The organism is Xanthomonas sp. WHRI 7945, from assembly GCF_035026585.1.
In genome coordinates this window covers 36,464-58,825 of record NZ_JAYIQP010000002.1, presented here as the reverse complement: position 1 = coordinate 58,825, position 22,362 = coordinate 36,464, and the positions used below count along the sequence as shown (strand labels likewise).

Here is a 22,362-nt window from a genome sequence, read left to right as displayed (position 1 = left end):
TCCCATTCCATCCTCCTCATTGCCCACTATGGCCGAAGGCATTCCCAGCGACTCCACCACGCCGTCTCCGCACGAGGCGACGGAACAGGACGACCGCTTCCTGCTGACCAACGCGCGGCAGATCCGGCAGTTGCTGCAATCGCTGATCAACCAGCGCTCGCAGGTCAGCGCGCATCCGGGCGGCCGCGACCACGCGTTCTCGACCGCATTGCTGGAAGTGGACGAGCACTCCTTGCTGCTGGACCTGAGCGTCAACGAAGCCAACAACCGCCTGACCGAGCAGGCCGAGTACCTGCTGTGTTTCGCGCAGCTGGACAAGGTCCGCCTGCGCTTCCGCATCGCCGACCTGGAACTGGTCCGCAGCGACGAGGTTTCCGGCTTCCGCGCGCCGTTGCCCGACGCGCTGTACTACCTGCAGCGCCGCGAGCATTTCCGCCTGGAGACGCCGATCACCGAATCGCCGATGTGCGTCCTGCGGCTGAACGATGCCAGCCCGCCGGCCGAGCTGGTGCTGCGGATCATCGACATCAGCGCCGGTGGCGTGGCGGTGGCGCTGTTGCCCGGCCAGCCATTGCCGCAGAGCCAGCAGAGCTACCCGCACTGCGTGCTGCAACTGCCCGACGCCGATGCGATCCCGCTGACCCTGCAGGTGTGCAACCTGCATCCGCACAAGCTGGCCAACGGCCAGGACACGCTGCGGGTGGGACTGCGCTTCGCCGACCTGCCGCGCGGCGCCGATGCGGCGATCCAGCGCTACATCTTCCGCATCGAACGCCAGCGCAGCGCCCGCAAGAGCGGCGTGCTGTCCTGAGGAGCGCTTCGACCTAGCCCTGACCGCACCCGGCACCCCCTGTAGGAGCGGCTTCAGCCGCGACCGGAAAGTACCGGTAAGGCCCAGTCGCGGCTGCAGCCGCTCCTACAGGCCATGTCGTCCGCATCGAACACCCAGGCCGGTCGGGACGGTTGCAGGACCACTAAAGTTCCGCCGCGCCACGCCGATCTAGTGCAAGAGCCGCATTTCCCGCTTCCCGCCATCCCTCCGCAATTCCGTGCGCACCAGGAGCACACGATGAACGACAAGAACACCTCTGCCTCCGGTGCCACCGGCGGCGAATTCCTCAGCTTCACCCTCGGCGAAGAGCACTACGGCGTCGATATCCTGAAAGTGCAGGAAATCCGCGGTTACGACTCGGTCACCCGGGTGCCGGACGCTCCGGAATACATCAAGGGCGTGATCAACCTGCGCGGCACCATCGTGCCGGTGATCGACCTGCGCCTGAAGCTGCGCCTGAAGGAAGCGCGCTACGACGCCTTCACCGTGATGATCGTGCTCAATGTCGAGGACCGCGTGGTCGGCATCGTCGTGGACAGCGTCTCCGACGTAATCCCGCTGAACGAGGAGCAGATCCGGCCGACGCCCGAGTTCGGCGCCGCGGTGGACACCCGCTTCATCTCCGGCATCGGCACCCAGGACGACAAGATGCTGATCCTGCTGGACATCGAGACGCTGCTGGACAGCGCCGACCTGAGCCAGCAGGCGCACGTCGACGAAGCCGCCTGAGCCTTCGCCGCCGCACTGAACGCACTTCCCTGACCCGCCGCTCACCGGCGGGTTTTTTTTCGGAAATGCGAACTGCTTATCACTTGCAACGATCAAGTTCGTCGTTACCACGCCGATAGCTGATACGTGGCCCGACGCAGCACCGGGCCGACCCATTTGCCCACCCTAAAGGAGTTGTCCCCCATGAAGCCGAACTTCCCCCTGCTGCTGGTCCTGCTGCTTGCCGCCAGCCCGAGCGCCTTCGCCCAATCGCAGCAGATGATCCCGCCGGAGATGGCGTCGCGCTTCGTCGGCAAGGACGGCATGGTCTGCGGCAAGGTCGAAAAGGCCAAGTACGCGCAGAACTCCGAAGGCGAGCCGACCTTCCTGTACATGGGCGGCATGTTCCCGCGCCACACCTTCTCCGCGCGCATCGCCGGCGCCGACCGCGGCAAGTTCGGCTTCGCGCCGGAAAGCCTGGAAGGCAAGGACGTGTGCGTGCTCGGCAAGATCGAACGCGACAGCTCGCGCGCCGAGATCCAGGTCAGCGCGCCGTCCAGCCTGAAGCTGGCCACGATCAAGTAAGACGAAGCGTCGCCGCGCCGGAGCCATTGCTTCCGGCACGGCGGCGCTTTTTGCTTTCTGATCCTTCGCCGCCGTCGTCGAACCAAGGGGAAATGCGTTCATGCAGTGGATAAAGAATCTGAAGCTGATGCCGAAGCTGATGCTGGCGTTCGGTCTCGTGCTCGTCATCATGCTGATCCAGGGGCTGGCGGCCTACAACGGCCTGCATTCGCTCAACGGCGTGGCCGACAATGTCTCCAGCCAAGTGGTGCCAGGTGTGCGCACCGGCGGCGAGATGCGCGGCATCCTCGGCGAGTACCGCAACACCGCCTACCAGAGCCTGATCCGCAGCAGCGAAGCGGTGAAGAAGGAATCGGAAATCCGCCGGATCGCGCTGAAGAAGCAGCTCGACGGGATCCTGGCCAACTACCCGCAACTGATCGCCAGCGACAAGGAGCGCGCGATCTACCAGCGCACCGTCGCCGACTGGAAGAAGGCCAGCGCCTCCTACCAGTCCGTGGAAGAGATGCTGCAGTTGGAACTGCACGACGACGCGATCGACACCTTCACCGGCGAGACCCGCACCCTGCACAACAAGGTGGTCGCCGACGTGATCGAGCTGATCGCCGAGAACGACCGCCAGGCCAAGGTCGCTGCGGCAAAAGCCCACGGCACCTACGGCAAGGCTTCGGCCACGCTGCTGGTCTGCCTGCTGATCGGCATCGGTGGCGCGGTGGGCATGGCATGGCTGTTCGGGCGGATGCTGGCCGGCAGCGTGGGCAGCGCGGTCAAGGTGGCCAACGAAGTCGCCGGCGGCAAGCTCGACGGCCATATCGACGCCAGCGGCAAGGACGAGGTCGGCGAACTGCTGCAGGCGCTCAAGCGCATGCAGCAGGACCTGCGCGAGCGCACCGAGCGCGACGCGGCGGTGGCCGCCGAGAACCTGCGCATCCGCACCGCGCTGGACAACTCCTCCACCGGCATGTTCATCGCCGACCTGGACTACAACATCGTCTACGCGAACCCGTCGATGCAGGGCATCGTCGACAAGTACGCCGACCAGATCCACAGCGTCGCCCCGGCCTTCGACTCGAGCATGCCGCTGGTCGGCTCCTCGCTGACGGTGCTGGAACACGGCAATCTGATCGACAGCCGCACCGTGGCCGCGATCGAGAAGCAGGGCACCGCCGAGCGCGAGATGGCCTACGGCCATGCGCGCATCGCGCAGATCATCTCCAGCATTCGCGACGCGCACGGCAGCCATGTCGGGTTCGTCTGCGAATCGCGCGACCGCACCGTCGAGGCCCAGGTCGAAGAGGAAGTGGCCAGGATCGTGCAGGCCGCCGCCGACGGCGACCTGTCCGGACGCGTGGCCACCGACGGCAAGCACGGCTTCTTCCTGCAGCTGGCGCAACAGCTCAACGGCCTGCTGCAGGCCAACGGCGACAGCATCGGCGAAGTCTCCAAGCTGCTGACCGCGCTGTCGCAAGGCGACCTGACCGCGCGCATGCACGGCGAGTTCCACGGCGTGTTCGCGACCATGCGCGACGACGCCAACGCCACCGCCGAGCAGCTGGCCGGGATCGTCGGCCGCATCCAGCACGCCGCGCTCTCGATCAACGCCTCCGCCGGCGAAATCGCCTCGGGCAACGACGACCTGTCGCGGCGCACCGAGCAGCAGGCCGCCAACCTGGAAGAGACCGCCGCGTCGATGGAAGAGCTGACCTCCACGGTGAAGCAGAACGCCGAACACGCACGCCAGGCCAACCAGCTGGCGGTCGGCGCCGCGGCGGTGGCCTCGCAAGGCGGCGAGGTAGTCGGCAAGGTGGTGACCACGATGAGCGGCATCGAGACGTCCTCCAAGAAGATCGCCGACATCATCTCTGTGATCGACGGCATCGCCTTCCAGACCAACATCCTGGCGCTCAACGCCGCGGTGGAAGCGGCCCGTGCCGGCGAACAGGGTCGTGGTTTTGCGGTGGTCGCCAGCGAGGTGCGTACCCTCGCCCAGCGCTCGGCCAACGCCGCCAAGGAGATCAAGGGCCTGATCGATGCGTCGGTCGGCCAGGTCGCCAACGGCTCGGCGCTGGTGCGCCAGGCGGGCCAGACCATGCAGGAGATCGTGTCCTCGGTGCAGCGCGTCACCGACATCATGAGCGAGATCGCGGCGGCATCGCAGGAACAGTCGGCCGGCATCGAGCAGGTCAACCAGACCGTCACCCAGATGGACGAAACCACCCAGCAGAACGCGGCGCTGGTGGAAGAAGCCACCGCGGCGGCGCGCTCGATGGAAGAGCAGGCAGGACAGCTGACCGAGGCGGTCTCGATCTTCCGCCTGGAGCAGTCTGCGCTCGGCGCACCGGTGGCCAAGCAGGCACCGGCGCAGGTGCACCCGATCCGCCCGGCGGCGAAAAAGCCGGTCGCGGTGGCGTCGAGCAAGCCGGCCCCGGCCGCGCGCAGCAAGAAGTCCGAGCCGGCGCTGGCCGATTCGGACTGGCAGGAGTTCTGAGGCGCCGGCGACGGCAGCTTCCGGCACTTCCCGATCCCCGGCCTCGCGCCGGGGATTTTTTTTGCGCAGCGTGTCGCGATATCGGTCGGCCAGCGCGTTCAGGACTCGGGCCGTGCATGTCTCAACTTTGTGACATCTGCGCCGCTAAGACTTTCGAGACAATCCGAAGGCCTACCTCCATGTCGTACACCTCGCTCGTTGCCCGCCTGTCGGATCTGCCGCTGCGCCGCAAGTTCGTCTGGCAGACCCTGCTGCTGGGAAGCGGCATCGTCCTGCTGGCGATCATCGCCGCGCGGATGCAATACGTGGATATCCGCAACACCCGCGAGCAGGCGCTGAAGAGCCAGATCGAACTGGCGCTGGGCGTGGTGCAGGCCTATGCGGCCAAAGCCGAGGCCGGGCAGATGCCGCTGGCCGACGCGCAGCGCACCGCGCTGGCCACGCTCGAATCGATGCGCGCCCGCGACGGCGTGGACTATTTCTACGTGCACGACATGCGCCCGACCATGCTGATGCACCCGACCCGCCACGACCTGGTCGGCAAGGACCTCGGCGGCGTGCTGAGCGCCGACGGCAAGCCGATCTTCCGCCAGTTCGTCACCGCGGCGGCGGCCGGCGGCGGCTATGTGGACTATCTGTGGCCCAAGCCCGGCAACGAGGAGCCGGTCGAGAAGGTGTCCTACAACGCGCCGTTCAAGCCCTGGAACTGGGTCATCGGCACCGGCGTGTACATGGACGACGTGCAGGCGCAGGCGCTGCTGTTCACCGGCGTGATGACCGTGGCCGGCGGCGTGCTGGTGCTGATCACCTTCGGCATCAACTGGCTGATCGGCAGCTCGGTGCTGGTGCCGGTCGCGCGCACGCTGCAGGCAATCCGCGCGGTGTCCAGGGGCGATCTCAGCGTACGCATCGACAATCCCGGACGCGACGAGACCGGGCAGATGCTGCGCGCCACCGGCGAGATGATCCAGATGCTGGAGCGTTTCTCCAGCGAGACGGCGAAGATGGCGCTGCTGCATGCGGACAAGGACATGACCCATCGCATGCCGCAGGACTTCCCCGGCGTGTACGGCGAGCTGAGCCAGGGCATCAACACGATGATGTTCGAGCACCTGGACGCGATCGTCGATGCGATCGCGGTGCTCAACGAGTACGCCAACGGCGACCTGCGCCGCGACGCGCGGCGCCTGCCCGGCAGCCGTGCGGTGCTGCACGAATCGATGGACGCGGCCAAGGCCAGCCTGCTGGCGATCAACACCGAGATCAAGCGCCTGGCCGCGGCGGCGGCCGCCGGCGACTTCAGCGCCCGCGGCGATGCGGCGCACTTCCAGCACGATTTCCGGCTGATGGTGCAGGACCTCAACGCGATGATGGAGGTCAGCGACCGCAATCTGGGCCAGCTGTCCACCCTGCTGCAGGCCATCGCCGCCGGCGACCTGGGCGTACGCATGCAGGGCGAGTTCAACGGCGTGTTCGCCAAGATGCGCGACGACGCCAACGCCACCGCCGATCAGCTCGCCGATATCGTCGGCCGCATCCAGACCGCGGCGCTGAGCATCAATACCGCGACCACCGAGATCGCCGCCGGCAACGACGACCTGTCGCGCCGCACCGAACAGCAGGCGGCCAGCCTGGAAGAAACCGCCGCCTCGATGGAAGAGTTGACCTCCACCGTCAAGCAGAACGCCGAGCACGCGCGCCAGGCCAATCAGCTGGCAGTCGGCGCCGCGGCGGTGGCCTCGCAGGGCGGCGCCGTGGTGAGCCAGGTGGTGACCACGATGAGCGGCATCGAGACCTCCTCCAAGAAGATCGCCGACATCATCAGCGTCATCGACGGCATCGCGTTCCAGACCAATATTTTGGCGCTCAACGCCGCGGTGGAAGCGGCCCGTGCCGGCGAACAGGGCCGCGGTTTCGCGGTTGTCGCCAGCGAGGTGCGTACCCTCGCCCAGCGCTCTGCCGGTGCCGCCAAGGAGATCAAGGGCCTGATCGACGAATCGGTCACCCGCGTCAGCGAAGGCTCGGTGCTGGTCGGCAAGGCCGGCCAGACCATGCAGGAGATCGTGGCCTCGGTGCAGCGCGTCACCGACATCATGGGCGAGATCTCGGCCGCCTCGCAGGAACAGTCCGCCGGCATCGAGCAGGTCAACCAGACCGTCACCCAGATGGACGAGGCTACCCAGCAGAACGCGGCCCTGGTCGAGGAAGCCAGCGCATCGGCGCGGGCGCTGGAGGAAGAAGCGCGCCGGCTGGGCGAGGCTGCGGCCGTGTTCCGGCTCGGCGGTGCCCCCGGCGCGGCCGCGCCGGTCCGTGCCGCGGCGGCCGCACCGGCCCATGCCGCCTCGCGGCCTGCCCCGTCGCGACCCACCGCGGCCAAGCCGGCCCGGCCCGCGGTGCCGGCGGCGGCCTCGCGTGCGACGGCCGAAACCGACTGGGCCACGTTCTGAATCGTGACGGCCCCCAAGGCTGGGGACCGCATTGGCATCCCAATTGCATGGACGCGCTGGACCCAACGGCTCAAGCGATGCGCTTGGCCGTCGATATCTGAATCACGCCGCTGGAATGCAATGCACCGTTGCGTCCCTGTCGTCACCGCCGCCGCTTCGGGAGCTTGAGATGCCACGCTATATCGATCTGAAATCGTCCCTGCTCGCCTCGCTGCTGTGCCTCCTCGGCTGCGCCCTGGTGATCGGCGTGGCGCAGCAGGGCTCGCGCACGCTGGATGCCTCGCGCGAGCACCTGCTGCGCCTGCAGACCCGGCAGGCGCCGTCGGCCATGGCCTTGCGCGAACTGCGTGCGCAGCTGGCGGAACTGCGGCTGTACCAGCTGTCGCTGGTCGCCGCGACCGGCAATGCCGCGGACGTGGCCGACTACGACCGGCGCATCGCGCAGGCGCTGCGCGGCGCACGCCGGCAGCTGGCGCTGTACACCGCCACCGTGCCCAGCGGCGAGGAGCGCCGCCGCTTCGCCCAGGTCCAGGCCGAACTGGACGCCTACCTGCAAGTGCATCGGCAGCTCAGCGCCGCAGTGCATGCCGGCGACCGCGACCGCGCCAGCGAGTTGTCCACGCAGCAGCTGCTGCCGCTGCGCCGGGCGCTGTTCGCCGATCTGTTGGAGCTGGACCGCATCAACGCCCGGCGCGCATCGGACACGGACGCCGCGGCGCGCGCCTACGCCACGCGCTGACCGGCCGTCGCTCCAACATCGTCATTTCTTCGACAACCGTCTGCACGGAAACGTCATGAACTTCTTCAAGCAACTGAAAATCCGCGACAAGCTGATCTTCGCATTCGCCCTGACCACGCTGCTGACCGTGGTCCTGGGCGTCTTCACCTATTCGCGCACCACCCTGGCGATGACCGAACTGCGGCGCATCGAGGCCGACTGGGTGCCGGCCACCCAGGCGCTGGCCGAAGTCCGCGCGCAGCTCGGCGAGTTCCGCACCTACGAACTGGCGCAGATCGCACGTGCCGGCGACCCGGAGGCGGTGGCCGACTATTTCAAGCGCATGCAGAAGGTACGCACCGAAGTGGCGAAGAACCAGGCCATCATCGAACGGGTGATGCAGGAGAAGCAGCAGGCGCAGATGTATGCCGGGGTCAAGGAAAAGCTGGACGGGTATCTGCACAGCAACAGCCTGATGGGCGATGCGTTGCGTGCCGGCGACGTTGTCGGCGCGCAGGCCATCTCCGACAAGCAGTCGCGGCCGCAGCGGCGCGAGCTGTTCGAGCGCATCGTGGCGCTGACCGACTACAACGTCGCGCAACTGAACCAGGAAATGGACACCATCAACGCACAGCTGGCGCGGACCAAGCTGTTGATCGTGGCCCTGCTCGCGCTGACCATCGCCGCCGCGGCCGGCATCGGCTGGCTGATCGCGCGCGGCATCGCGCGACAGCTCGAGGCGGCGCGGCAATTGTCGCGGGCCATCGCCAGCGGCGAACTGGACAGCGCCGTGCGCACGCGTTCCAACGACGAGATCGGCCAGCTGATGGGCGACATGCTGGACATGCGCGCCCGCATCCGCGAGGTGATCGACGCGCAGAACCAGATGGCGCAGCGCCATGAACAGGGCACGATCAGCTATCGCATGGACGAGAGCGCCTTCCCCGGCGACTACGGACAGATGGTCAAGGCCACCAACGACCTGGTCGCCTCGCACGTGGCGGTGAAACTGCGCCTGGTGCAGATCATCCAGCGCTATGCGATCGGCGACCTGACCGAGGACATGGACCGCCTGCCCGGCGAGAAGGCGGTGCTGACCGAAGCGATGGACACGGCCAAGGCCAACCTGATGGCGATGAACGTGCAGGTCAAGCAGCTGGCCGAAGCCGCCGCCGCCGGCGACTTCAGCGCCCGCGGCGACGCCACGCATTTCCAGTACGACTTCCGCGCGATGGTGCAGAACCTCAACGCGATGATGGAAGTCAGCGACCACACGCTCGGCGAGCTGTCGCAGCTGCTGCAGGCCATCGCCGCCGGCGATCTGAGCGTGCGCATGCGCGGCGAGTTCCAGGGCGTGTTCGCCCGGATGCGCGACGACGCCAATGCCACCGCCGAGCAGCTGGCCGGCATCGTCGGCCGCATCCAGACCGCAGCCGCCAGCATCAACGTCGCCTCGTCGGAAATCGCCGCCGGCAACGACGACCTGTCGCGGCGCACCGAACAGCAGGCCGCCAGCCTGGAGGAAACCGCCGCCTCGATGGAGGAACTGACCTCCACCGTGAAGCAGAACGCCGAGCACGCACGCCAGGCCAACCAGCTCGCGGTGGGCGCCGCGGCCGTCGCCTCGCAGGGCGGCGACGTGGTGAGCCAGGTGGTGACCACGATGAGCGGCATCGAGACCTCCTCGAAGAAGATCGCCGACATCATCTCGGTGATCGACGGCATCGCGTTCCAAACCAATATCCTGGCGCTCAACGCCGCGGTGGAAGCGGCGCGTGCCGGCGAACAGGGCCGCGGCTTCGCGGTGGTCGCCAGCGAGGTGCGCACCCTCGCCCAGCGCTCGGCCGGCGCGGCCAAGGAGATCAAGGGCCTGATCGACGAGTCGGTCACCCGGGTCAGCGAAGGCTCGGCGCTGGTCGGCAAGGCCGGCCAGACCATGCAGGAGATCGTGACCTCGGTGCAGCGCGTGACCGACATCATGGGCGAGATCTCCGCCGCCTCGCAGGAGCAGTCCGCCGGCATCGAGCAGGTCAACCAGACCGTCACCCAGATGGACGAGGCCACCCAGCAGAACGCCGCCCTGGTCGAGGAAGCCACCGCCGCCGCACGCACGCTGCAGACCCAGGCCAACCAGCTCAGCGCCACCGTCGCCGAGTTCAAGCTGGATCCGCATGCCAGCGCGCCGGCACCTGCCGCGCCTGCCGCGCTGGCGGCACCGCTGCGGGCCAAGCCCAGGCCGGCGGCGCCCGCGCCGCGTCCGGCGCCGCGCCAGCGCAGTGCGGCGAGCGCCACCGCCGCCGAAGGCCAGTGGCAGGAGTTCTGATACCGCGGCGGCGCAGGCCGCGCCTCCTTCCGGCGTCAATTTCGCTCGGCGCCGGCCGATAACCCGTTAGACCGATCACCGCTGCGAGCCATGGCCACTCCAACGTCCTCCCTGCCCCATCCCGGTTCCGACAATCGCGACTTCGAATTCAGCGATCGCGATTTCAAGCGGGTCTGCGACCTGATCTACCAGAAGGCGGGCATCGCGCTGGCGCCGGCCAAGCGCGACATGGTCTATGGCCGCCTGTCGCGGCGCCTGCGCACGCTGGGCCTGCGCTCGTTCCGCGAATACCTGGACTGGCTGGAGCGCGACGGCGGCGACGAGTGGGAAGCCTTCACCAACGCGCTGACCACCAACCTGACCTCGTTCTTCCGCGAGCCGCACCACTTCGAGCGCCTGCGCGAGGAACTGCAGAAGCATGCCGCCTCGGCGCCGGTGAAGATCTGGTCCTGCGCCGCCTCCACCGGCGAGGAGCCCTATTCGCTGGCGATCACCGCCTGCGAGGCGTTCGGCACGCTGACCCCGCCGGTGCGGATCCTGGCCACTGACGTGGATACCCAGGTGCTGGCCACCGCCTCGCGCGGCGTGTACGCGGTCGACCGCATCTCCAGCCTGGATCCGGCGCTCAAGCGCAAGTACTTCCAGCGCGGCAGCGGCGCCAACGAAGGCCAGTGCCGGGTGCTGCCGGCGCTGCGCGACCTGCTCGAGTTCCGCCAGTTGAACCTGCTGGAACCGCGCTACGACGTCAGCGGCCCGTACCTGGCGCTGTTCTGCCGCAACGTGATGATCTATTTCGACAAGCCGACCCAGCGCGGCATCCTGTCGCGGCTGATCCCGCACCTGGACGACGAAGGCATGCTCTACACCGGCCATTCGGAGAACTACCTGCATGCGGCCGACCTGATCCAGCCCTGCGGCCGCACCCTGTACCGACGCGCCGCCAAGGCACGCGCATGAGTGCCGCCACGATGGTCGCGGATCAGGTGATGCGCTACCACGACACCCGCTTCCAGACGGTCGCGGCCAAGCTGCTGCCGACCCAGTACCTGGTGGTGGACGACGACACCGCGCTGACCACCATCCTCGGCTCGTGCGTGGCCGCCTGCATCCGCGATCCGCTGCTGAAGATCGGCGGCATGAACCACTTCATGCTGCCCGACGGCCAGGCCGGCGACGGCGCGCCGGCGCGCTACGGCAGCTACGCGATGGAAGTGCTGATCAACGACCTGCTCAAGCGCGGCGCCAGCCGCGGCCGCCTGGAAGCCAAGGTGTTCGGCGGCGGCAACGTGCTCAGGGGCTTCACCAACAATCCGGTCGGCACCCGCAACGCCGAGTTCGTGCTGAACTACCTCAAGGCCGAACACATCCCGGTGCTGGCCGAAGACCTGCGCGGCATCCATCCGCGCAAGATCTGGTTCTTTCCCACCACCGGCCGCGTGGTCGTGCAGCGCCTGCCGCACGCGCACGAGGAAGCCGAAGTCGCCGCCGCCGAATCGGCGGTACGTGCCCGTCTCGCCAAAGCGCCGGTCACCGGCGCCGTGGAGTTGTTCGAATGACTGCAGAAAATCCTTGCCGCGTGCTGATCGTGGACGACTCGGCGGTCGTGCGGCAGATGCTGACCGAGATCCTGTCGCGCGCGCCCGGCATCGAGGTGGTCGGCTCGGCCGCCGATCCGATCCTGGCCCGCGAGAAGATCAAGCGGCTGAATCCGGACGTGATCACCCTGGACGTGGAAATGCCGCGCATGGACGGCCTGGCGTTCCTGGAAAACCTGATGCGGCTGCGGCCCACGCCGGTGGTGATGATCTCCTCGCTGACCGAACGCGGCGCCGACACCACCCTGCAGGCGCTGGCGCTGGGCGCGGTCGACTTCATCTCCAAGCCCAAGCTGGACGTGGCGCGCGGCCTGGAGGAATACGCCGAGGAAATCGTCGGCAAGGTCAAGGCCGCGGCCAAGGCCAAGGTCCGCGCGCTCGACCGTCCGGCCGCCGCGCCGCGGCCCGGCGGCAACGTGGTGCTGCCCAGCGCCGCGTCCACGCTGAAGTTCCGCACCACCGACCGGCTGATCGCGATCGGCGCCTCCGCCGGCGGCACCGAGGCGCTGCGCGTGGTGCTGGAAGGCATGCCGGCCGACGCGCCGGCGGTGGTGATGACCCAGCATCTGCCCGCCGGCTTCAGCACCGCCTTCGCCGACCGTCTCAACCGGCATTCGGCGATGGCGGTGCGCGAGGCCAGCGAAGGCGAAGCGATCCTGCCCGGCCACGCCTACCTGCCGCCCGGCGGCAAGCACCTGCAGGTGGTCCGCGACGGTGCGCGCTGGCGCTGCAAGATCGACGACGGCCCGCCGGTCAACCGGCACAAGCCGGCGGTGGACGTGCTGTTCCAGTCGGTGGCGCGCAACGCCGGCGCCAACGCGATCGGCGCAGTACTGACCGGTATGGGCGACGACGGCGCGCGCGGCCTGCTGGAAATGCTGCAGGCCGGCGCCAGCACGCTGGTGCAGGACGAGGCCACCAGCGTAGTCTGGGGCATGCCCGGCACCGCGTTCCGGCTCGGCGCCGCACAGGAAGTGCTGCCGCTGGACCGCATCGCCGAGCGCCTGATCGCGTTGTCCAGCCAGGCGCGCTAGGCTCTGTCGACGCGACTGGGTGGGGCCACGCGTACCTGGACGTGCGGGCAAGCAACAACGAGGGGAACCTATGTCGATCAGCGAGTCAGCGATGACACCGTCCCATGCGCGTCCGCGTACGCCCCCTCGGCGTGCCGTGCGCGCCGCCCAGCCCGCCACACGTCGCGCGAGCGGGCGCTGACGCCATGCCGCACCAGCGCGGCCGCACACCGATCGCATCCAGCGGCGCCGGCGCGGCGTCGGTCCCGGGCGCGCTGGCCCTGTCCGAGCAGGCGCTGCTGAACTGCCTGCAGCAGGCGCCCGACGGCGTGGTGGTGATCGACGCCGACGCGCGCATCCTCGCCTTCAACCGCACGGCCGAAGCGCTGTGGGGCCTGTCCCAGGCCCAGGTGCTGGGGCGTTCGCTCGGCGAACTGGTGAGCGACGACACGCGGGTGGGCTTCCTGGCCCGCTGCCTGCAGCAAGGCACCCGCACGCCCGGCGACAGCCACGAACTGCAGCTGCCCGGCAACGACGGCATGCAGCGCTGGGTGGCGGTGAGCGCGACCACGGTGCCGCAGGATCACGGGCCGCTGCACGTGGTGTTCGTGCGCGACATCAGCGCCGAACGCGGGCGCGACGCCAAGATGCGGCTGCTGTCGCTGGCGCTGGACCGCAGCGACAACGCGATCGTGGTCTGCGACCCGCAGCTGACCATCCTCTACGTCAACGCCGGCTTCGTGCAGATGTTCGGCTATGCCGCCGCCGACGTGCGCGGGCGCCTGCCGAGCAAGGTGCTGCCTGGCCCCGGCACCGACATGCAGGTGGTCCGGCAGATCCGCGAGCGCGTGGTCGGCGGCCAGGGCCACCAGGCCGATCTGCTGGTCTATCGCAAGGACGGCTCGCCGCTGTGGACCACGATCGTGGCCAATCCGATCGCCGACGAGGACGGCGGCATCCAGCATTACGTGCTGTCGTTCACCGACATCACCCACAGCAAGATGCACGAGATCCTGCACAAGAACGTGCTCGATGCGCTGGTCCGCGAACAGCCGCTGGTCGACGTGGCCGCGCTGATCTGCAACGAAGTCGAGCGCATCGCCCCGCAGGTGATCGCTTCGATCATCAGCGTCGATGGCGATGGACTGCTGCACCCGCTGGCCTCGCCGAGCCTGCCGACCTCGTTCAACGCGGCGGTCGAGGGCCTGCGCATCGGCCCCGCCGCCGGCGCCTGCGGCACCGCGATCTGGCGCGGCAAGCAGGTACTGGTGCACGACACCGGCACCGACCCGGTGTTCGCCGACCATCGTGCGCTGATGGCGCAGTTGGGCCTGCGCAGCTGCGTGGCCAGCCCGATCAAGTCCAGCGGCGGGCGCGTGCTCGGCAGCTTCGCGCTGTACTACCGCGAGGTGTGCGAGCCGCCGGCCTGGCACCTGCGGCTGATCGAGCTGTGCCTGCACCTGTGCGCGCTGGCGCTGGAGCGCGAGCAGACCAAGGCGCGCGTGCACCAACTGGCGTTCTACGATTCGTTGACCGGCCTGCCCAACCGGGTGATGTTCAGCGCCCGCGCCGAGCAGGCGCTGGCCGCCGCCGAGTACCACGAGTTTCCGGTGGCGATCCTGTTCGTCGACATCGACCGCTTCAAGCGGGTCAACGAGACCCAGGGCCACGCCTCCGGCGACGGCCTGCTGCGCGACATCGCCCGGCGCCTGGGCGAGACCCTGGGCGCGGCCGACCTGATCGGCCGCCAGGCCGGCGACGAGTTCGTGCTGATGCTGCCGCAATGCGGCGCCGAGCAGGCGGCCGGGGTGGCCGAGCGCCTGTTGCTGGCGCTGGCCGAGCCGCTGGTGGTCGGACATGTGACTCTGCACCCGGGCGCCAGCATCGGCGTGGCGATGTTCCCCGACGACGGCCGCGACATCGAGACCCTGCTGCGCCATGCCGACCTGGCCATGTACCGGGCCAAGAACGAAGGCGGCGGCAGCTTCCGCTTCTTCAGCGCCGACATGAACCGCATGGCGCAGGAACGCGTGGCGATGGAGACCGCGCTGCGCGAAGCGCTGCGCCGCGACCAGCTGCAACTGCACTACCAGCCGCAACTGCGCAGCCAGCCGCCGTACGCGCTGTACGGTGTGGAAGCGCTGTTGCGCTGGCAGCACCCGCACCTGGGCGATATCTCGCCGGGGCGCTTCGTGCCGATGGCCGAGGAATGCGGGCTGATCGACGAACTCGGCCACTGGGTGCTGCGCCAGGCCTGCCGGCAGATGGCCGACTGGCGCCTGCGCGGCGTGCCGGTGCCGCGCGTGGCGGTCAACCTGTCGGCCAGCAACTTCGCCGACGCGCAGTTGCCCGCGCGCGTGGCGCAGATGCTGAGCGCGCATGCGCTGGCGCCCAGCGACCTGGCGCTGGAGATGACCGAGAGCGTCATGCTGTCCAACGCACCGGCGGTGCTGGCCAATCTGCGTCAACTGCAAGCCAGCGGCGTGCGCCTGTCGCTGGACGATTTCGGCACCGGCTATTCCAGCCTCAGCCACCTGCACCAGTTGCCGGTCAACGAACTCAAGCTGGACATGAGCTTCGTGCGCGACCTGGAACACAGCGAGACCGCACGCGCGTTGACCACCTCGGTGCTGCGCATCGGCGAGAGCCTGCGCCTGCATACCGTCGCCGAAGGCGTCGAGACCGAGGCGCAGCGGGCGTTCCTGGCCGCGCTCGGCTGCGACGTGCTGCAGGGTTTCCTGTTCGCCCCGGCGTTGCCGGGAGCGACCCTGGAACGCTGGCTCGACGCGCACCTGGCCGGCGCAGGTGCGCGGACACCGCCGGCCGGCTCCGGCGGCGCCACGCCATAGCGGGTTGCGGCACAGATATTGCTTGATCCGGATCACTTTTTCATCGCTCTCGCGCAATGCCGATCCGCTTCCTGCTGTCGCTGCTGTTGCTGTCCGCCAGTGCCGCGCTCGCCGCGCAGACGCTGCGCCCTGCCTATCCCGAGGTCGTGCGCCGCTTCTCCACCGACGACGGCCTGCCGCAGAATTCGGTGAACGCGATCGTGCAGGATCGCGACGGCTTCCTGTGGCTGGGCACCTTCGGCGGACTGGCGCGCTTCGACGGCAGCGACTTCAGCGTCTACCGCAGCCTGGCCGACAGCGGTCCGTCCAGCGACCGGATCCTGCAGCTGTTCGAGGACGCGCGCGGCCAGCTGTGGATCGGCAGCGAGGACGCCGGGGTCAGCGTCTATCGCGACGGCCGCTTCCTGCGCCTGGACGTGTGCGGCGGCCGCTGCCTGATCCGCCGCTTCGTCGCCGCCGCCGACCACAGCGTGTGGGTGCTGAGCAGCGCCGGCGCGTACCGGATCGACCCGCGCACGCTGCGCACCCTCGAGCACCATCCGCAGGCGCTGGACATGGCCGCCGCGCTCGGTGGCGACGCGCAGCTCTATCTGGGCGGGCAAGGCCTGTGGCGGCTGCGCCGCGGGCAGCGCCAGGCGGTGCCGCTGCCGGCCGGGGAAACCCGGATCAATTCCCTTTTCAGCGAAGGCAGCGTGCTGTGGGTGGGCGCCGGCGGCGCCCTGCACCGCTACGACACGGTGCGCCGGCAATGGCTGCCGCAGCCGGCGCCGGTGCGCGGCGCGCAGGCGCTGGCGCGCGATGCGCAGCAACGCCTGTGGGCGCTGGATGTCGACGGCCGGGTGTTCCGCGACGACGACGATGGCGCCGGGCTGCGCCCGCTGGCGACCCCGGCGCTGCCGGCGGCGCACAGCCTGCTCAACGATCGCGACGGCAACCTGTGGCTGGGCAGCAACGCGCGCGGCCTGCTGCGCATCGCGCGCTCGCGCATCGGCCTGCTCAACGATCCGCAGCAGGGCATGGACCTGCCCGGCCTGCCGGTGATCGGCGACGGCAGCGGCGGCCTGTGGCTGGGCACCGTCTGCGGCGGCCTGCGGCACTGGGATGCGCCCAGCGGGCGCCTGCGCAGTTGGTCGCTGCAACGCACGCTCGGCAACGAGTGCGTGTGGTCCCTGCACCGCGACGAGGCCGGCGGACTGTGGATCGGCACCGTGGACGGCCGCGTCGGCTATCTGGCGCCGGACGCGCAGGACGACCGCGCGGCGCGCGACAGCGACGACTACCGCAGCCAGGCGCTGCGGCTGATCGCGCATTGGCCGGACCAGTTGCCGATCCGCGCCCTGTACCGCACCGCCAAGAACAAGCTGCTGGTCGCCAGCGGCCACGGCGTCTATGCCATCGCGGTCGGCGCCGGCGGCGAGACCGGCACGCCGCAGGCCATTCCCGGGCTGCCCGGCAGCGTCACCCTGATCCAGCCGGCGCAGCAAGGCGGGCTGTGGCTGGCCGGCGGCGAAGGCGTGGTGCGCTGGCGGCGGCAGCGGGTGGTGGAACGCTGGGGCACCGCCAACGGCCTGTCCAGCCGCTTCGTGCGCTCGCTGTACGAACAGCCCGACGGCACCTTGTGGATCGGCACCTACGGCGGCGGCCTCAACCGCATCGCCGGCGGCCGCGTGCAGCGCTTCGATCGCGGCAGCGGCCTGTTCGACGACGTAGTCTCGTGCATGGTCGCCGACGCGCAGGGCGGGCTATGGCTCAGCGGCAACCGCGGCATTTCGCTGCTGCCGCCGGAGCAACTGGCCAAGGCCGCCAGCGGCAGCCAGGAGCTGAGCGCGATCGGCTTTTCCGAAAGCGATGGCCTGGAGCCGGCCGAAACCAACGGCGGCGGCCAGCCGGCATGCCTGCGCGACAGCGCCGGCAAGCTGTGGTTCCCGCTGATTTCCGGCTTCGCCGAGATCGACCCGCTGGCGCTCGGCCGCCGCCGCGCGCAGGCGCCGCCGGTGCGCATCCAGTCGCTCGCCGTCGGTGGCCGCAGCGTGCCGCTGGCGACGGAACTGCGCCTGCCGCCGCACAGCCACGACATCGAAGTGGAGTTCACCGCGATCAACCTCAGCGCGCCGGAAAAGACCCGCTTCCGCTACCGCCTGACGCGCCCCGGGCAGGACCCGGCCTGGACCGACATCGGCGCACAGCGCAGCCTGCACTTCCCGCTGCTGCCGTGGGAGGACAGCACGCTGGAGATCATCGCGCGCAGCGACACCGGCGCCTGGTCGGCCACGCCGGCACGGCTGCGCTTCCGGCAGCCGTCGCCGTGGTACCTGTCGCCGCTGAGCTGGGGTGCGGCGGTGCTGTTGCTGATTGCCGCGCTGCTGCTCGGCTGGCGCGTCCACGGCTACCGGCTACGCCGTCACCGCGACCTGCTGGCGCGGCTGGTGCGCACGCGCACCCACGAACTGGAGCAGGCCAACCGCCGCCTCGCCGACCAGGCGCAGCGCGATCCGGTCACCGGCATCGCCAACCACCGCCACTTCGTCGAAAGCCAGCAGCGCTTGTGGGAGCAGATGCAGGCGCAGCAGCGGCCGTTGTCGCTGCTGATGATCGACATCGACGAGTTCAAGCGCTTCAACGACCACTACGGCCATCTGGCCGGCGACGAGTGCCTGCGCACGGTCGCCCTGGCGATGGCGGCGCAACTGCGCGAGGACGGCGTGCTGGCGCGCTACGGCGGCGAGGAATTCGTGGCGCTGCTGCCCGGCTGCGATACCGCCGCCGCGCTCGCCGTCGGCGAACGCCTGCGCCAGGCGGTACTGGACTGCGCGGTGCTGCACGCACCGGACGCCAGCCATCGGCTGGTGACCGTCAGCGTCGGCTGCGCCAGCAAATGGCCGAGCGCCAACCTGTCGAGCACGCGCCTGACCGACCTCGCCGACCAGGCACTGTACCGGGCCAAGGAAAACGGCCGCAACCGGGTGGAAAGCGCCTGAGCGCAGGTCTTTGCGCGACCGCGACCAACGAAGTCGGTCGGCCGGCGCTGCAACCGATCCAGACGCGAACCGCTCCCGCAGCACGACGCGACCGAACCGAAGGGGCTGATAAGGGTACGGGCGAAGCCTCATGTACCGAACTTCGCGAGACGCTTCGCGTCCGTACCCTCACCCCAACCCCTCTCCCGAGGGGAGAGGGGCTAAGCGGCTGTTCCCTTCTCCCCTCGGGAGAAGGTGCCCCGCAGGGGCGGATGAGGGTACGGGCGCAGCCTCGTGCACCCAACTCGGCGAGGCGCTTTCGCGCCGTACCCTCACCCCAACCCCTCTCCCGGGGGGGGAGAGGGGCTTTGGACTGCTGCAGGGCCAAGCGCAAACGAAAAAGCCCGGCATCGCCGGGCTTTTCGTTACAGCGCTCGACCGCCAGGATCAGGCGGCGACCGTATCGGCCACGTCCTGGTATTCCTGGATCTGGTCGAAGTTCATGTAGCGGTAGATCTGCTCGCCGCTGGTCTTGATCACGCCCACGTCGGCCATGTATTCGTCCTTGGTCGGGATGCGGCCCAGGCGCGAGCAGATCGCCGCCAGTTCCGCCGAGCCCAGATACACGTTGGTGTTGCGGCCCAGCCGGTTGGGGAAGTTGCGGGTGGAGGTGGAGAACACCGTGGCGCCCTCGCGCGCCTGCGCCTGGTTGCCCATGCACAGCGAGCAGCCCGGCATCTCCATGCGCGCGCCGGCCGCGCCGAAGGTGCCGTAGTGGCCTTCCTTGGTCAGCTCGGAGGCGTCCATCTTGGTCGGCGGCGCGACCCACAGCCGGGTCGGGATGTCGCGCTTGCCTTCCAGCAGCTTGGCCGCCGCGCGGAAGTGGCCGATGTTGGTCATGCACGAACCGATGAACACCTCGTCGATCGCCGCGCCGGCGACGTCCGACAGCGTCTTGACGTCGTCCGGATCGTTCGGGCAGGCCACGATCGGCTCGTGGATGTCGGCCAGGTCGATCTCGATTACCGCGGCGTACTCGGCATCGGCATCGGGCTCGAGCAGCTGCGGATCGGCCAGCCACTCTTCCATCTTCTTGATGCGGCGGCCCAGGGTGCGCGCATCGGCGTAGCCTTCGGCGATCATCCAGCGCAGCAGGGTGATGTTGCTGGTGAGGTACTCGACGATCGGCTCCTTGTTCAGGCGCACGCTGCAGCCGGCGGCGGAGCGCTCGGCCGAGGCGTCGGACAGCTCGAACGCCTGCTCCACCTTCAGGTTCGGCAAGCCTTCGATCTCCAGGATGCGGCCGGAGAAGATGTTCTTCTTGCCCTGCTTGGCCACGGTCAGCAGGCCGTCCTTGATCGCGTACAGCGGGATCGCGTTGACCAGGTCGCGCAGGGTCACGCCCGGCTGCATCTCGCCCTTGAAGCGCACCAGCACGCTTTCCGGCATGTCCAGCGGCATCACGCCGGTGGCCGCGGCGAAGGCGACCAGGCCGGAGCCGGCCGGGAACGAAATGCCGATCGGGAAACGGGTGTGCGAGTCGCCGCCGGTGCCGACGGTGTCGGGCAGCAGCATGCGGTTGAGCCAGCTGTGGATCACGCCGTCGCCAGGACGCAGCGACACGCCGCCGCGGGTGGAGATGAACTCCGGCAGGGTGTGGTGGGTCTTGACGTCGACCGGCTTCGGATACGCGGCGGTGTGGCAGAACGACTGCATCACCAGGTCGGCGGAGAAGCCCAGGCAGGCCAGGTCCTTCAGCTCGTCGCGGGTCATCGGGCCGGTGGTGTCCTGCGAGCCCACCGAGGTCATCTTCGGTTCGCAGTAGGTGCCCGGACGCATGCCCTTGCCTTCCGGCAGACCGCAGGCGCGACCGACCATCTTCTGCGCCAGCGAGAAGCCCTTGCCGGTATCGGCGGGCACCATCGGCAGGCGGAACAGGTCCGAGGCCGGCAGGCCCAGGAACTCGCGCGCCTTGGCGGTCAGGCCGCGGCCGACGATCAGCGGGATGCGGCCGCCGGCGCGCACTTCGTCGAACAGCACGTCCGACTTCATCGCGAATTCGGCGATCACCTGGCCGTTCTTCAGCGCCTTGCCGTCGTACGGACGCAGCTCGACCACGTCGCCGTGCTCCATCTGCGACACGTCCAGTTCGATCGGCAGCGCGCCGGCATCTTCCATGGTGTTGTAGAAGATCGGCGCGATCTTCGAACCCAGGCACACGCCGCCGAAGCGCTTGTTCGGGATGTAGGGAATGTCCTCGCCGGTCCACCACAGCACCGAGTTGGTCGCCGACTTGCGCGAGGAGCCGGTGCCGACCACGTCGCCGACGTAGGCGACCAGGTGGCCCTTGGCCTTGAGGTCGGCGATGGCCTGGATCGGACCGCGCTTGCCGTCTTCTTCCGGCACAAACGCGGCGCCGTCGCGCTTGTTCTTCAGCATCGCCAACGCGTGCATGGGGATGTCCGGGCGCGTGGTCGCGTCCGGCGCCGGCGACAGGTCGTCGGTGTTGGTCTCGCCCGGTACCTTGAACACGGTGACGGTCAGGCTCTGCGGCACTTCCGGCTTGCTGGTGAACCACTCGGCATCGGCCCAGCTCTGCAGCACCGCCTTGGCGTGCGCGTTGCCGGCCTCGGCCTTTTCCTGCACGTCGTGGAACGCATCGAAGATCAGCAGGGTGTGCTTCAGGGCTTCGGCGGCGACCGCGCCGAGCTCGGCGTTGTCCAGCAGCTCGATCAGCGGATGGATGTTGTAGCCGCCGAGCATGGTGCCGAGCAGTTCGGTGGCGCGGGTCGGGCTGATCAACGCGCTCTTCTCGGTGCCGAAGGCGACCGCGGCCAGATACGAGGCCTTGACCTTGGCGGCGTCGTCGACGCCGGCCGGCACGCGCTGGCTCAGCAGCTCGACCAGAAATTGTTCCTCGCCGGCCGGCGGCTGCTTCAGCAGCTCGATGACCTCGGCGGTCTGCTGCGCGCTCAGCGGCAGCGGCGGGATTCCGAGCGCGGCGCGCTCTGCGACGTGGTGGCGGTAGGCTTCCAACATGCGGGTTCTCCGGGAATTTCGGTGGGGATGAGCGGTAAGCGGATGCGCGGCGTCAGGCGGCCGGCTTGGGCACGATGATCTTCAGGCCCTTGAAGTAGTCGCGGAAAAAACCGTCGTCGCGGGTGATCAGGCCATCGCATTGCAGCAGCGCATGGGCGCCGATCAGGAAATCGGCCACCACCCGCTCGCGCTTGCCGCCGCGGGCGCGGAAGCGGCGCTGCATCTCGCCGGCGCGCAACGCCGACTTGGCCTCCAGCGCGCTGAAGCGGATGCTCATGTCCTCCAGCACCGACAGCGCCTCGGCGCCGTCGCGCAGCGCGCTGCACACCTCGGCCAGGACGATGTCGCACACCACCACAGGGCCGGTGCTCAGGCACTGGCGCAGGCAGGCCTCGGTGGCGTCGGCCTGCGGGCCGTCGGCCAGCAGGTCCACCAGCACGGACGAGTCGATCGCGATCATGCCGTGGTGTCGGGCTCGAACGGATCGCCCGGCGCGCGGCCGCGGATCGCGCGCATCGCCTCGTCGGTGCTGGCGAAGCCGTCGAGCTTGAAGCGGCCGCGCGCGCGCGAGATCGCATCGTCCACGCTCTTGCGCAGGATGATGCGGCCGCCGTCCAGCTCCACCTTCAGGATGGTGCCCTTGCTCAGGCCCAGCGCATCGCGCACGGCCTTGGGCAAGGTGATCTGACCGCGCTCGGCGACGGTGGCTTCCATGGTGGCCTCCACAAGGTATGCACGAATTTTACATACTTGAAGCGTCATACTCAAGCCCGCATACAGCGCCGGTAACACCCTCCATACACACTGA

At 69.0% G+C, this 22,362-nt stretch carries 15 protein-coding genes; 12 read left to right on the top strand and 3 right to left on the bottom strand.

Annotated features, from left to right (window positions below; genetic code table 11):
* Positions 1-28: 28 nt before the first annotated feature.
* From VDQ83_RS02200 to VDQ83_RS02145, 12 genes are all read left to right on the top strand, one after another.
* Positions 29-811 (top strand): flagellar brake protein, encoded by a 783-nt coding sequence (locus VDQ83_RS02200; RefSeq protein ID WP_455433704.1) that lies wholly within the window; start codon positions 29-31, stop codon positions 809-811.
* 258 nt (positions 812-1,069) lie between these two features.
* Positions 1,070-1,561 (top strand): chemotaxis protein CheW, encoded by a 492-nt coding sequence (locus tag VDQ83_RS02195; RefSeq protein WP_206258023.1) that lies wholly within the window; start codon positions 1,070-1,072, stop codon positions 1,559-1,561.
* A 183-nt stretch (positions 1,562-1,744) separates the two neighbouring features.
* The gene (locus VDQ83_RS02190) at positions 1,745-2,125 is read left to right on the top strand and encodes a hypothetical protein (protein ID WP_309915673.1); all 381 of its coding nucleotides are present in this window, start codon (positions 1,745-1,747) and stop codon (positions 2,123-2,125) included.
* A gap of 100 nt (positions 2,126-2,225) precedes the next feature.
* The gene (locus tag VDQ83_RS02185; RefSeq protein WP_455433703.1) at positions 2,226-4,613 is read left to right on the top strand and encodes a methyl-accepting chemotaxis protein; all 2,388 of its coding nucleotides are present in this window, start codon (positions 2,226-2,228) and stop codon (positions 4,611-4,613) included.
* Positions 4,614-4,792: 179 nt separating this feature from the next.
* Complete coding sequence (locus VDQ83_RS02180; protein WP_455433702.1) at positions 4,793-7,060, top strand: methyl-accepting chemotaxis protein; 2,268 nt, start codon at positions 4,793-4,795, stop codon at positions 7,058-7,060.
* Positions 7,061-7,229: 169 nt separating this feature from the next.
* The gene (locus VDQ83_RS02175) at positions 7,230-7,799 is read left to right on the top strand and encodes an MCP four helix bundle domain-containing protein (RefSeq protein WP_455433701.1); all 570 of its coding nucleotides are present in this window, start codon (positions 7,230-7,232) and stop codon (positions 7,797-7,799) included.
* Positions 7,800-7,854: 55 nt separating this feature from the next.
* Positions 7,855-10,101, top strand: coding sequence for a methyl-accepting chemotaxis protein (locus VDQ83_RS02170; RefSeq protein WP_455433700.1), 2,247 nt, complete (start codon positions 7,855-7,857; stop codon positions 10,099-10,101).
* A gap of 90 nt (positions 10,102-10,191) precedes the next feature.
* Entirely contained in the window at positions 10,192-11,058 is an 867-nt protein-coding gene (locus VDQ83_RS02165; RefSeq protein ID WP_263398214.1) for a CheR family methyltransferase, read from the top strand.
* A complete protein-coding gene (gene cheD, locus VDQ83_RS02160) occupies positions 11,055-11,657 on the top strand; it encodes a chemoreceptor glutamine deamidase CheD (RefSeq protein WP_263398213.1) in 603 nt (200 codons plus the stop codon). The genes VDQ83_RS02165 and cheD overlap by 4 nt, the downstream gene beginning before the upstream one ends.
* On the top strand, positions 11,654-12,730 hold the full coding sequence (locus VDQ83_RS02155; protein WP_309915652.1) for a protein-glutamate methylesterase/protein-glutamine glutaminase: 1,077 nt from the start codon (positions 11,654-11,656) through the stop codon (positions 12,728-12,730). The genes cheD and VDQ83_RS02155 overlap by 4 nt, the downstream gene beginning before the upstream one ends.
* A gap of 185 nt (positions 12,731-12,915) precedes the next feature.
* Positions 12,916-15,558: a sensor domain-containing protein gene (locus VDQ83_RS02150; RefSeq protein ID WP_455433699.1), complete on the top strand. Its 2,643-nt coding sequence runs from the start codon at positions 12,916-12,918 to the stop codon at positions 15,556-15,558.
* A 56-nt stretch (positions 15,559-15,614) separates the two neighbouring features.
* Positions 15,615-18,536: a diguanylate cyclase gene (locus VDQ83_RS02145; protein ID WP_455433698.1), complete on the top strand. Its 2,922-nt coding sequence runs from the start codon at positions 15,615-15,617 to the stop codon at positions 18,534-18,536.
* Between the two features lie 426 nt (positions 18,537-18,962).
* Here the strand turns inward: VDQ83_RS02145 and acnB are convergent, their stop codons facing one another.
* From acnB to VDQ83_RS02130, 3 genes are read right to left on the bottom strand one after another with little or no spacing between them, the layout of a single operon-like run.
* Positions 18,963-21,554, bottom strand: a complete 2,592-nt coding sequence (acnB, locus tag VDQ83_RS02140; RefSeq protein ID WP_455433697.1) for a bifunctional aconitate hydratase 2/2-methylisocitrate dehydratase — start codon at positions 21,552-21,554, stop codon at positions 18,963-18,965.
* A gap of 52 nt (positions 21,555-21,606) precedes the next feature.
* A complete protein-coding gene (locus tag VDQ83_RS02135) occupies positions 21,607-22,014 on the bottom strand; it encodes a type II toxin-antitoxin system VapC family toxin (RefSeq protein ID WP_309915640.1) in 408 nt (135 codons plus the stop codon).
* Positions 22,011-22,268 carry an AbrB/MazE/SpoVT family DNA-binding domain-containing protein gene (locus VDQ83_RS02130; protein WP_455433696.1) on the bottom strand — a complete coding sequence of 86 codons (258 nt, stop codon included), beginning with the start codon at positions 22,266-22,268 and terminating at the stop codon, positions 22,011-22,013. The genes VDQ83_RS02135 and VDQ83_RS02130 overlap by 4 nt, the downstream gene beginning before the upstream one ends.
* Positions 22,269-22,362 lie beyond the last annotated feature (94 nt).